We start from the raw sequence: 11,684 nt of genomic DNA, 5'->3' as shown, positions 1-11,684 counted from the left end.
ATTAAGAAATTTTAAATTCTTTTCTATCCTTGAATTCCTGTTGTTTGCCTTCGTTCCATTGCGAGACTGGACGCAGATAACCAACAACTCTTGAATAAACTTCCGTTTCCTGATAATTCTTCAAACTTTTACTTTCAGCAAAACATTCATTACACTTAAAAATTAATTTCTCTTTTCCGTCTGGTAAAGAATATTTCAATAATTGACCATTAAGTATTTCATTATTTCCAGAGATAATAATTTTCTTTCCGCAATCATGACAAACGTTTTGAGTGTCCATGTTATTTCTTGTTTAATTTTGCTAATGAGGCTTTAACTTTAAATTCTTTTCTATCCTTGAATTCCTGTTGTTTGCCTTCGTTCCATTGCGAGACTGGACGCAGATAACCAACAACTCTTGAATAGACTTCGCAAGGCTGCTCAATTGCACATTTAGGACAAGTAAAATGTTTACCAGCAATATATCCGTGAGTTGGACAAATAGAGAAAGTTGGAGTCAGAGTGATATAAGGCAATCTGTTTTTCTCAAAAATCTTTTTAATTAATGTTTTAACTGTTTCGATATCAGAAATTTCTTCTCCAATAAACAAGTGTTCAACTGTTCCTCCTGTATATTTGCATTGAATATCATCTTGTAATTTCAATTCCTCAAAAATATCATCTGTATAGTTTACCGGCAATTGAGTTGAGTTAGTATAGTAAGGAACTTTCTTTGTCCCCAAGGTAATAATATCGGGATAAAGTTTTCTATCTTTTTGAGCTAATCTGTAAGAAGTTGATTCAGCAGGAGTAGCCTCAAGATTATAAATACTATTAGCCGCTTGCTGATATTCAACTAATTTAGAACGCATAAAGTCCATCACCTCTAAAGCAAACTGCCTTCCCTTTTTTGAACCAATGTCTTCTCCCATATAGTTCAATAATGCTTCATTCATTCCGCAGATACCAATAGTTGAAAAATGATTAGCATAATACTGTCCTTTGGCTTTTTTAACTCCAGATAAATAATATCTAGAATACGGATACAATCCTTTAGAAGTAAATTCTTCAATTGTTTTTCTTTTAATTTCTAGGCTCTCTTTAGCAATATCCATCACTTTGCCTAATCTTTCAAAGAAATCTTTCTTTGTCTTAGATAAATATCCAATCCTTGGAAGGTTAACAGTTACAACTCCAATACTTCCTGTTAAAGATCCTGAACCAAATAATCCTCCTCCACCCCTATTTGATAATTCAGTCATATCAAGCCTTAGTCTACAACACATTGACCTTACATCTTCAGGCTTCATGTCTGAATTGATATAATTAGCAAAATAGTTAATACCATATTTAGCTGAGGCCTCAAACATTGGATCTAGTGCAGGATCATCCCATGGGAAATCTTTAGTAATATTGATTGTTGGAATTGGGAAAGAGAATGGTCTTCCGCTCCTATCTCCCTTAATCATGGTTGTATAGAAAGCTTTGTCTAACATTTTCATTTCTTCTTCAAACTCAGAATAGTTTTCTTTCTGAGGAGTTCCTCCAATAATTACTGGCTGATTAGCAAATACAAGAGAAGGTTTTAAATCAAGAGTAATATTAGTAAAGGGACATTGGAAACCAACTCTAGTTGGAACAGCCATGTTGTATAAAAATTCTTGAATTGCTTGTTCAACTTGAGCATAACTCAAATTATCATAACGAATAAAAGGAGCAAGTAACGTATCAAAATTAGAAAACGAAACTGCACCAGCTGCTTCGCCTTGAAGCGTGTACATAAAATTTACTACTTGTCCTAAGGCGCTTCTAAAATGCTTTGGAGGAGCTGATTCAATTTTTCCATTAACTCCACCAAAACCTCTTAGTAATAAATCATACAAATCCCATCCCACACAATAACAAGCTAATGTGTCCAAGTTGTGCAAATGAATATCTCCCGATTCATTTGCTTTCCTAACTTCTTCAGGATAAATTTTATTCAACCAATATTTTTTTACAATGTAAGAAACTCCGTAATGATTCAGACCTTGTAAAGAAAATGTCATATTTGAATTCTCTTGCACCTCCCAATCCAATTTATCTAAGTAATCATCAACACGATCAACCGCTTCTTCTGCTACCGCTTGCGATTCTCTCAAGATTCTTCTCTGTTCTCTGTATAAAATGAATGCTTTAGCAGCAATTGCCTCTCCTTCAAGGATCATGACCTCCTCAATGATGTCTTGAATCTGCTCAACGTGAGGAATTTCATTAACTTTAAACCTTCTGTTTAAAATTTTGATGACACCATCAGCCATTTTTTTAGTTTTTTTTCCGTTTCCTTGCTTAGTAGCAGTAATTGCTTTAAAAACAGCATTGAAAATTTTCTCTGGTTGAAATTCTACGATGTTTCCATTCCTTTTTTGGACTTTAGTAATGTGGTTGGTTAGTTTCATATTTAATATTCTATACTCCTAAAAAATTACTGTCAATTTTGACAAAACATTAGAAGATTTTCTTATGCGCCCCTCGTATAAGAGCCCTTATAATTTACGATTTCTCTGAACTAGTAGCTATTACGGTCACTCTAATCTCATCTTTTAATAAACTATTATCAAAAGACGCTCCAAAAATTATCTTTGCCGAGCTTGCTGTCTTCTTTTTTATTATCTCGGCTATTTTTTTTACTTCTGATAAGAGAAAATTCTTATTTCCCGATGCAACATTGAATAAAATTCCCTCTGCTTTGTCTAATGGGAACTTAGAAATCGGAGAACGCAATGCTTTTTCTACTGCTTGAATCGCTCTATCCTTCCCTTGCGCTTTACCTGTTCCAAAAAATGCTGAACCACTGCTTTTTAATATCTCTCTAATGTCAGAAAAATCTAAATTAAATATTCCTGGGTTCATTATTACATTAGAGATGCTTTCAACAGCTTCTTTTAAAAGTTCGTCACACTTATTAAAAGCTAATTCAACTGAAGATTTTAAAGGAATCATTTCATGAAGCTTGTCATTAGGAATAACAACCATCGCATCAATTTTTTTTCTTATATCTTCTAAACTATTTAAGGCAATCTTTTTTCTTTTTTTTCCTTCAAATGAAAATGGCAGAGTAACAATTCCTATTGTTAAAGCTCCTGATCTTTTAGCAATCTCTGAAATAATTGGCATTGCTCCAGAGCCAGTCCCTCCTCCTAATCCTGATGTTAAAAAAATAATATCGCTGTCTTTCAAAATTTCTTCAATATCTTTATAACTTTCCTTAGCTGATAATCTTCCTATCTCTGGCTTCATCCCTGCCCCTAATCCTTTAGTAATTTTATCTCCTATTCTTAATTTTAAATGCGCTTCCTTCTTTTTTAAATCTTGGGCATCAGTATTAATACTAATTAGTTCAACATTCTTAATTTTTGCTTTCGTTAATCTATCAATAGTATTTGAACCAGCCCCTCCAACCCCTATAACTTTTATTCTTGTTAAGCTCATATATTTTAAGGAATAAAGTTTTCAAAAAACCCTTTAATTTTTTTCCCAATTCCACCACCTCCTGAATGAGAAACTTCTTTGTCAATTTTACTTATAACCAATCCGCAAACGGTAGACAAAGAACTATCTTTTTCTAATCCTTTTAAACTATTGCAATATCCAATTCTGCAAGGAAGCTTAAATTCTTTTTTAGCTAAATCAACAATGCCAGGTAACTTACTTCCTCCTCCCGTTAAAACTATTCCTCCTGGTAATAGTCCTTGTTTGGAAACTTTCTTGATTTCTTTATCAGCTAATTCAAATATTTCAGAAACCCTAGCTTCAATTATTTTACTTAGTTCTTTTTCAGAAAAAGATAATACGTTTTTAGGTTTTTTCTTTACCACTTTCTTTTTTTTACCTAAAATATCTTCTTCATCATCCTCTTCTTCGTCATTTGCAGAAAGATTAAAATCTATCTTCTTTTTTACATCGCTAGACAAACAAGAACCATACTGCTTTTTAATACGTTCTGCTATCTCTATTTCTGTTTTAAATCCTATGGCAATATCATTGGTGATATTTGCTGAGCCAATAGGAAAAACAGTCATATTCAAAAGCCTATCTTCTTCGAAAACAGCGACACCAGAAGTTCCAGCTCCAATATTAATCAAAGCCACCCCTAATTCTTTCTGATTGGGTGTTAAAACAGCATTAGCATCAGCTATTAGTCCTGGAATAATATTTTCATCTTCTAAATCAACTGCTTCTACGGAGTCAATAATTCCCTCAATATCTGAATTAAAAGAAGATAAAAGTAAAGCATCTAATTCTAATCTTACGCCTTGCAATCCTAATGGATTTCTTATCTCTTTTTCTCCATCTAAAATCCATTCTCGAGGAAACACTTCAAGAATAGTTTTATTGCTAGATTGAAGATTAATCATCTTAACTTCATCATTAATCCTTTCAATGTCTTCCAAAGAAACTTTTTGATCAGCTCTTCCCACAGAAACTAAAGCATGACTCGGAACAAGCTGAAGCTTGGTTCCATTAATATTTACAAAAATATTATCTATTCTGCAATTATGTTTTCTTTCAACTTTTTCAATAAGTTCTGCTACTCTCTTCGCAACTTCATTTGAATCTTTAACTCTTCCTTTTTGGACCCCAAATGAATCTATTTTTTCAAAGAATAAAACTTCTGGCTCAGATTCAGAATCTTTTTTAACTCCCAAAATCTTTATTGTGTTCGTTCCAATATCTAATCCAGTAATTATTTTTTTTCTAGACATGTTGCTTATTTAATTAAAATTTAATCTTAGAAAAATATTCTTCTTGTTTTTGAAACATTTTCTCCGCCTCTTTCTTTGTCTTCTCATGATCGTATTTGAAAAGATGAAGGATCCCATGAATTAAAACTAATGTTAACTCTTTTTTAAAATCTTTTCCATTCTTTTCTACTTCTTCAGGACAAATAACTACTTCTGAAATGTCTTCGCCTATTTCTCCGAACGAAAGAACATCGGTTGGCTTGTTAATATTTCTATATTTCTTATTTAATTTTTTAATTTCTTCCGGATTAACAATAGCAATAGACAATTCTATCTTTTTTTTATTCTTTTCTCCTCTCAGAACTTTCTCAGCAACTTTTTTCAAAAAAACTTTGTCTATCTTTTTATAATTCTTCGAAAGATTGTTTATTTCTATCATTTGCTTTTTCTCTATTTTACTAAATTAAGAAGGTTATTGCAAGTTTAGCCAAAAAAGGCCCGTTTAAGGCCTTTAAAGTATGAAAAAACCGCTTTTTAAGCGGCTTGTAATTAATTTCCTAACTCTTCTCTCACAATCTTCGCCACAATGTTTCCATCTGCTTTGCCTTTTGTCTGTGGAGAAACTTCTTTCATTACAATTCCGATATCTTTCATTGTCGTTGCTCCTGTTTTGGCAATCGAATCTTTAATAATTTTTCTAATCTCATCCTCTGTCAACTCTTTCGGAAGATATTTTTTTAAAACTTCTAACTCGCTCTTCTCTTTTTCAATCAAATCAGTTCTACCTCCCTGCTCAAATTGACTAATACTATCTCTTCTTTTTTTAACTTCAGAAGAAAGAACTTCTATCACTTCTTCGTCTGTTAATTTAACCCTCTCTTTTATTTGTTCTTCGCTTAAATTTGGTTCAACTTCTAAAACTTTAACTCTCTTTTCCATTTCTTTATTAAAGATAGAAGAAGTTACCATTCTCAAGGTAGAGACGGCTAGTTCATTTTTTTCTTTTAGCGCAGAAATTAAATCTTTTTTAATTTCTTCAACGATCATATTATTTTTTATTTATGGTTTTGCCCAATTTTTTGGCTTTATCAAACTCCTTCTTTTTTTCTACCTTAACTAGGGCAGCTCTTCTTTGCATGTTTTCGCTTTTTGTTCTTTTGGTGAATCTTCTTTTTCTAGCTTCAACCAAGACACCACTTTTTTGAACGGCTTTTGTAAAGCGATACACTAAAGATTGAGAAGTTTCTCTTAATTGCTTCTGTATCTTCATACTATTTTTCTTTTAATATATTCTTAACTTCTTTTATAATGTCTTCTTGTTTTACTTCGACCTGTTTAGCTGTCTGCATATTCCTTACCAATATCATATTATTTAAGGCTTCTCTTTGTCCTAAAATTAAAACTACTTTAGAGCCCAACCTACTCGCTTTTCCTAATTGGGCCTTTAAAGCGTCTTTTCCAAAAGCTTCTCCTACCTTAATTCCAGCTTTTCTTAAATCTTCTAAAATAGGTAAACTTTTCTTTTTGGCCAAAGGTCCGATCTGAGCAAAAAATATTTCAGGAACTGAAGAAAAGCTGACTCTCGCTTTATTCTCTTTCATTTCCGCGATAATCCTTTCTACTCCTGCAGCCGCTCCGCAAGCAGGTGTTTCTCCTCCTCCGAGCATCTTTGATAAGTTATCATATCTTCCCCCTCCTGCCAAGACTCCCCCCGTATTTTCTCCTGCTTTTGTGGATTCTATCTCAAAAACGGTTCTTGTATAATAATCAAGCCCACGAACAAGACGACTATCTAAACAATAAGGAACTTTCAATTCATCTAGATATTCTAAGACATCTTTCAAATGTTTTTTGCATCCCTCACATAAATAATCAACGCTTTGAGGAGCTGAAGACAATACTTCTTGGCATTTTTCATTCTTGCAGTCTAAAACCCTCAAAGGATTAACTTTCATTCTTTTTTGACAATCAGAACATAATCCTGATTTCTTTTCTCTTAAATACTTAACCAAAGCTTTTCTGTATAAAGGACGGCAATTATCGTCTCCAATTGAATTAACTTTAACCATTAATCCTTTTAATCCTAAATCATTAAGAACACTATACATTACTAAAATAGTTTGAACATCAACGATTGGATCTGCTTCTCCGATAATTTCTACTCCAAATTGATTAAATTGTCTATATCTTCCTGCTTGAGGTTTTTCATATCTAAAAAATGGTCCATAATACCAAAGTCTGACCGGTTGGGGTAAAGAAAGAAAACCATGTTCAAGATATGCTCTCATTATCGAGGCTGTTCCTTCTGGTCTTAAAACTAAAGAATCCTTACCTTTAGTTTTTAAAGTAAACATTTCTTTTTCAACAATATCAGTGTTCTCTCCCACGCTTTTAATAAATAAATTAGCATCTTCTAGAATAGGAGTGTCTATTTTTTCAAAATCATAGAACGAAAAAACCTTCTTCGCTGCCTCCTGTATTTTTTCATAATACGCTTGGTCTTGAGGAAGAATATCGTGCATTCCTGTTACCGTTTGAAATTTTGGTTTACTCATATTTTAATTTGTTGTCGCATTTTGACTTAAAGTGTTAACTAATATTTCATAAGGAGAAAGTCTTAATAATACTCTCCCTGTTATGTTGTTTGCAGGAAGAACTCCCCACACTCTTGAATCAGAAGAATTATTTCTATTATCTCCCATTACAAAATATTCATTTGCTTTCAAGGTTAATGGATTATAATTAGTACTTTTCCATTCTTCTTGAACCTTGGTAGAAAGATACAAACTTTCATCAACTTTTTTAAATTCTCCATTATTATTACCAACAAATACTTCTCCATTCTTTATTTCTATTGTTTCGCCTGGTAATCCAATAATTCTCTTAATATATCTGTATGAAGGATTCAATGGATATTTAAAAACAATAACCTCTCCTCTTTGAGGTTCTCTTAGTTTATACGATAATTCATCGATAATTAAATAATCACCTGAATGATAATTAGGCTCCATTGAAGACCCCTTTACCATAAAAGGCTGAAATAACAGCATTCTTATGGGAATAACTATTGCTAAAGCAATTAATAGTATCTTTAAAGAGTCTAATAGAAAGGTAAAAACTTCTCTTGATTCCATAATAAGACTATTATAAGGGAAAAGTAATTTTTAAGCAAGGTTTACTATTTTCTCAAAAATACATATAATAGGTATATGAAATTAATTACTGGTCTAGGAAACTACGGGCCTGAATATGAGAAAACCAGGCACAACTATGGCTTCATGGTTGTTGATGAAATTCAAAGAAAGTGTAGCTTTCCTGAATTTAAATTGGAAAAAGAACACAATGCTTTGATTTCAAAAAAAGGAGAAGTTCTTTTGGTCAAGCCTCAGACATATATGAATCAATCTGGTAAAGCGATAAAAAGCATTGCTTCTTACTATAAGATATCGCCTAAAGATATAATTGTCATTCATGATGATGCCGAAACTAATTTAGGAGAAATAAAAGAGGTTGAGGGAAGAAGCGCCGCTGGACACAATGGAGTTAGATCAATTATCGATGAATTGAAAACTAATGAATTCAAAAGATTAAAATTGGGCATTGCTTCTGATGATCCATCATTTAAAAATAATTCTCTTGAAGACGTGGTTTTAAAAAACTTCAGCAAAGCAGAAGAAATTATTGCTATGGGAGTCATAGAAAAAGCGGCTGAATTAATAATTAATGAAATTATTGATTTAATTGTATGACAATTTGTATATTTGGAGACAGCATAGCTTGGGGAGCCAGCGACTACGAAAAAGGAGGATGGGCTGATCGATTAAAAAATTATTTAATGACTGAAGACATTGATGTTTACAATCTTGGAATATCTGGAGATACCACCGAAGAACTACTTAAAAGATTTGCTGTTGAGACAGAAGCTAGAAAACCAGATATTATCATCTTTGCCATCGGAATAAATGACTCATTAAGCATAAAAGAAAATAAGCCCGTAAATTTAGAAAAATTTCGTAACAATCTAGCCTCTCTTACAGATAAAGCAAAACAATTCACTGATAAAATTATATTCATCGGTTTAACTAATGTAGATGAAACCAAAACTAATCCTTATTTCCCAAGCGAAACCGGTAAATCATATAACAATCAAAGTATTGGAGAATACGATGAGGCTATCAGATCTTTTTGCGAAGATAATGATTTAATGTTTATTGAAATGCTAGGATTATTAATAAACGATGATGATTTATGTGATGGATTGCATCCAAGTTCAATCGGACATCAAAAGATGTTCGGAATAATAAAAAATGCAATTGAATCAATATGGAGGGAATAATTTCTTTTGAAGATAAAAAATATCCAAAGAAATTAAGGGAAATAAAAAATCCTCCTAAAAATATCTATTACAAAGGACATATTATCTGGAATCAACCCTGCCTAGCCGTAATTGGCTCAAGAAATTGTTTAAATCAAAATAAAAATATCTGTTTACGAATTATCAAAAACTTGCCACAAGATTTTGTTATTGTTTCTGGTCTCGCTAGAGGAATTGATACCTTCGCACATTTATCAGCTTTAAAATCTAATAAATCAACTATTGCTATTCTCCCTTCTGGAATTGAAAGAATCTACCCTAAAGAAAATGAAAATCTATCTAAAAAAATTCTAGAAAGAGGAGGACTTTTAATTTCTGAATATCCAAGCAAGACCAGACCAACTAAATTTTCTTTCATTCAAAGAAATAGACTTACCGCCGGTTTATCATCCGCTGTTTTAGTAATTGAAACACAAATAAAATCAGGCACTATGCATACAGTAAAATATGCACAAGAACAAGGAAAAACAATTTACGCTGTTCCTGGTTCTGAAGGAACCGATTATTTAATTTTAAGCGGAGCAATTCCAGTTTTATCAGCCAATGATATTTGCCTTTAAGTTTTAAAAATGATATGAAAAATACATGAAATCATTAATAATTGTTGAAAGTCCAACCAAAGCTAATACGATTAAAAAATTCTTAGGCGCCGAAACAAGCGTCCTTTCTTCATATGGACACATTAGAGATTTACCAAAAAGCACCCTGGGTGTTGATGTAGAAAAAGACTTTGAGGTTAAATATGTTATTCCAACTAAAGCCAGAAAAAATGTTAACCTTCTCAAAAAAGAAGTAGAAAAAGCTGATACGGTATATGTCGCTACCGATCCTGATCGAGAAGGAGAAGCTATCGCTTGGCACTTAATTGAAGTTCTAAAATTAGATAAAGATAAGTATAAAAGAATATCTTTCCACGAAATTACCAAACCAGCTATTGAAGAGGCTTTAAAAAATCCAACTGAATTAAATCTTGATTTAGCTGATGCACAACAAGCAAGAAGAGTTTTGGATAGAATTGTAGGATACAAACTTTCCCCATTCCTTTGGAAAAAAGTAATGAGAGGCCTTTCTGCTGGAAGAGTTCAATCGGTTGCAGTTAGATTAATAGTTGATAGAGAAAATGAAATCAAAAACTTTAAGCCAGAAGAATACTGGAGCATAACTGCTTTATTGGAAAAAGAGTCGAAAGAACAATTCGAAGCTATTCTAAGCAAGAAAGATGGAAAAGCTATTTCCAAAATGGGAATTAAAACTAAAGACCAAGGAGAAGATATTAAAAAAGAACTGGAGGCAGCTAAATATTCAATTGCTTCGATTGAAAAAAAAGAAACAAAAAGAACTCCTCTTCCTCCATTTACAACTTCTTCTTTGCAACAAGAAGGTTCAAAAAAATTAAGGTATCCAGCTAAAATGACGATGAGTGTTGCTCAGACTCTATATGAAAAAGGTTTAATTACTTATCACAGAACAGATTCTTTGAATCTTTCTGAACAAGCCCTTCATTCAGCTCAAAACTTTATTAATAATAAATTCGGAAATAATTATCATCAATTAAGAAGATTTAAAACTAAAGGAAGAGCGCAAGAAGCTCATGAAGCTATTAGGCCAACAAACATTGAAAATGAACCTGACAGTTTAAAGATTGAAGATAAATACAAAAAACTATACAAACTAATTTGGAATAGATTTGTTGCTTCCCAAATGACTGAAGCTATTTTTGATTCAATTAAAGTTGAAGTTAAAACAGACAATAACTACACATTACAAAGCAATGGATCAACTTTAAAATTCGATGGATTCTTAAAGGTCTATCCGATGAAGTTTGAAGAAAAAACTCTTCCTCAATTAAAAGAAGAAGAAAACGTTGATTTAGTTAATATAAAACCAGAACAGCATTTTACTCAACCACCAGCCAGATATACTGAAGCCAGTTTAATTAAAGAATTAGAAGAAAACGAAATCGGAAGACCATCAACCTATGCTCCTATTATCTCAACTATCCAAGCTAGAAACTACGTTGAGAAAAACAAAGAAAGAAGATTTGAACCCACAGAAATAGGAACAACGGTTAATCAAATTCTTGTTGAACATTTTCCTCAAATAGTAGACATTAAATTCACTGCTAACATGGAAAAGGAACTAGATGAAATCGCTGAAGGGAACGAAAACTGGAAAACTATTTTAAAAGATTTCTATACTCCCTTTAATGAAAATCTTGAAAATAAATACAATGAAGTAGAAAAGAAAAAAGAAGAACCAGTTATTACTGATAAGGTTTGTCCTAAATGCGGAAAACCATTAGCTATTAAAACAGGAAGATTTGGAAAGTTCTTAGCCTGCACTGGATTCCCTGATTGTAAACATACTGAAAATATTGAAGATAAAACAAAAAAGACAGGCATCATCTGTCCCGAATGTAATCAAGGAGAAATAACTCAAAAGAAAACAAAAAAAGGTAAAATATTCTATGGCTGTCCCAATTGGCCTGATTGTAATTTTGCCTTATGGGATAAACCAACCGGAGAAAAGTGTCCTAAATGTGGAGCCTTAATGGTAGAAAAAGGAAAAAAAATAAAATGTTCAAACAAAAACTGCAAGTAATTATC

General features: G+C 32.3%; 13 protein-coding genes. 4 read left to right on the top strand and 9 right to left on the bottom strand.

All coding sequences use genetic code 11. The annotated features are described in order from the left end of the window. Position 1 precedes the first annotated feature (1 nt). The 9 genes from nrdD to lepB form a co-directional block, all read right to left on the bottom strand. Positions 2-280 carry an anaerobic ribonucleoside-triphosphate reductase gene (gene nrdD, locus PLD14_01585; GenBank protein HPR79890.1) on the bottom strand — a complete coding sequence of 93 codons (279 nt, stop codon included), beginning with the start codon at positions 278-280 and terminating at the stop codon, positions 2-4. Position 281: 1 nt separating this feature from the next. Beyond that, positions 282-2,417, bottom strand: coding sequence for a ribonucleoside triphosphate reductase (locus tag PLD14_01580; GenBank protein HPR79889.1), 2,136 nt, complete (start codon positions 2,415-2,417; stop codon positions 282-284). A gap of 94 nt (positions 2,418-2,511) precedes the next feature. Further along, positions 2,512-3,450 (bottom strand): cell division protein FtsZ, encoded by a 939-nt coding sequence (gene ftsZ, locus PLD14_01575; GenBank protein ID HPR79888.1) that lies wholly within the window; start codon positions 3,448-3,450, stop codon positions 2,512-2,514. Positions 3,451-3,455: 5 nt separating this feature from the next. Beyond that, positions 3,456-4,724, bottom strand: coding sequence for a cell division protein FtsA (gene ftsA / locus PLD14_01570; protein HPR79887.1), 1,269 nt, complete (start codon positions 4,722-4,724; stop codon positions 3,456-3,458). A 13-nt stretch (positions 4,725-4,737) separates the two neighbouring features. After that, positions 4,738-5,142, bottom strand: a complete 405-nt coding sequence (gene ybeY / locus PLD14_01565; protein HPR79886.1) for an rRNA maturation RNase YbeY — start codon at positions 5,140-5,142, stop codon at positions 4,738-4,740. 110 nt (positions 5,143-5,252) lie between these two features. Continuing rightward, entirely contained in the window at positions 5,253-5,750 is a 498-nt protein-coding gene (locus PLD14_01560; protein HPR79885.1) for a GatB/YqeY domain-containing protein, read from the bottom strand. 1 nt (position 5,751) lies between these two features. Next, the gene (locus PLD14_01555) at positions 5,752-5,973 is read right to left on the bottom strand and encodes a 30S ribosomal protein S21 (protein HPR79884.1); all 222 of its coding nucleotides are present in this window, start codon (positions 5,971-5,973) and stop codon (positions 5,752-5,754) included. 1 nt (position 5,974) lies between these two features. Further along, entirely contained in the window at positions 5,975-7,258 is a 1,284-nt protein-coding gene (hisS, locus tag PLD14_01550; protein HPR79883.1) for a histidine--tRNA ligase, read from the bottom strand. A gap of 3 nt (positions 7,259-7,261) precedes the next feature. Then, complete coding sequence (gene lepB / locus PLD14_01545; GenBank protein ID HPR79882.1) at positions 7,262-7,837, bottom strand: signal peptidase I; 576 nt, start codon at positions 7,835-7,837, stop codon at positions 7,262-7,264. Positions 7,838-7,912: 75 nt separating this feature from the next. Here lepB and pth point away from each other — a divergent pair, with 75 nt between their 5' ends. The 4 genes from pth to topA are packed head-to-tail and all read left to right on the top strand — an operon-like array spanning position 7,913 to position 11,679. Further along, a complete protein-coding gene (gene pth, locus PLD14_01540) occupies positions 7,913-8,452 on the top strand; it encodes an aminoacyl-tRNA hydrolase (protein ID HPR79881.1) in 540 nt (179 codons plus the stop codon). Then, complete coding sequence (locus tag PLD14_01535) at positions 8,449-9,039, top strand: GDSL-type esterase/lipase family protein (GenBank protein ID HPR79880.1); 591 nt, start codon at positions 8,449-8,451, stop codon at positions 9,037-9,039. Before pth ends, PLD14_01535 begins: the two co-directional genes overlap by 4 nt. Then, a complete protein-coding gene (gene dprA / locus PLD14_01530; protein ID HPR79879.1) occupies positions 9,027-9,638 on the top strand; it encodes a DNA-processing protein DprA in 612 nt (203 codons plus the stop codon). The genes PLD14_01535 and dprA overlap by 13 nt, the downstream gene beginning before the upstream one ends. Before the next feature lie 25 nt (positions 9,639-9,663). After that, on the top strand, positions 9,664-11,679 hold the full coding sequence (topA, locus tag PLD14_01525) for a type I DNA topoisomerase (protein HPR79878.1): 2,016 nt from the start codon (positions 9,664-9,666) through the stop codon (positions 11,677-11,679). Positions 11,680-11,684: the final 5 nt, after the last annotated feature.

The organism is Candidatus Pacearchaeota archaeon (assembly GCA_035404185.1).
Lineage (GTDB): Bacteria > Patescibacteriota > Minisyncoccia > Minisyncoccales > Minisyncoccaceae > UBA2211.
The sequence above is the reverse complement of the archived record's forward strand: the minus strand, read 5'-3'. Positions and strand labels throughout refer to the sequence as shown.

What these genes read in the sequence shown, in the direction of transcription:
- nrdD (HPR79890.1), bottom strand. Translation starts at nt 280, where the DNA reads ATGGACACTCAAAACGTTTGTCATGATTGCGGAAAGAAAATTATTATC.
- PLD14_01580 (HPR79889.1), bottom strand. Translation starts at nt 2,417, where the DNA reads ATGAAACTAACCAACCACATTACTAAAGTCCAAAAAAGGAATGGAAAC.
- ftsZ (HPR79888.1), bottom strand. Translation starts at nt 3,450, where the DNA reads ATGAGCTTAACAAGAATAAAAGTTATAGGGGTTGGAGGGGCTGGTTCA.
- ftsA (HPR79887.1), bottom strand. Translation starts at nt 4,724, where the DNA reads ATGTCTAGAAAAAAAATAATTACTGGATTAGATATTGGAACGAACACA.
- ybeY (HPR79886.1), bottom strand. Translation starts at nt 5,142, where the DNA reads ATGATAGAAATAAACAATCTTTCGAAGAATTATAAAAAGATAGACAAA.
- PLD14_01560 (HPR79885.1), bottom strand. Translation starts at nt 5,750, where the DNA reads ATGATCGTTGAAGAAATTAAAAAAGATTTAATTTCTGCGCTAAAAGAA.
- PLD14_01555 (HPR79884.1), bottom strand. Translation starts at nt 5,973, where the DNA reads ATGAAGATACAGAAGCAATTAAGAGAAACTTCTCAATCTTTAGTGTAT.
- hisS (HPR79883.1), bottom strand. Translation starts at nt 7,258, where the DNA reads ATGAGTAAACCAAAATTTCAAACGGTAACAGGAATGCACGATATTCTT.
- lepB (HPR79882.1), bottom strand. Translation starts at nt 7,837, where the DNA reads ATGGAATCAAGAGAAGTTTTTACCTTTCTATTAGACTCTTTAAAGATA.
- pth (HPR79881.1), top strand. Translation starts at nt 7,913, where the DNA reads ATGAAATTAATTACTGGTCTAGGAAACTACGGGCCTGAATATGAGAAA.
- PLD14_01535 (HPR79880.1), top strand. Translation starts at nt 8,449, where the DNA reads ATGACAATTTGTATATTTGGAGACAGCATAGCTTGGGGAGCCAGCGAC.
- dprA (HPR79879.1), top strand. Translation starts at nt 9,027, where the DNA reads ATGGAGGGAATAATTTCTTTTGAAGATAAAAAATATCCAAAGAAATTA.
- topA (HPR79878.1), top strand. Translation starts at nt 9,664, where the DNA reads ATGAAATCATTAATAATTGTTGAAAGTCCAACCAAAGCTAATACGATT.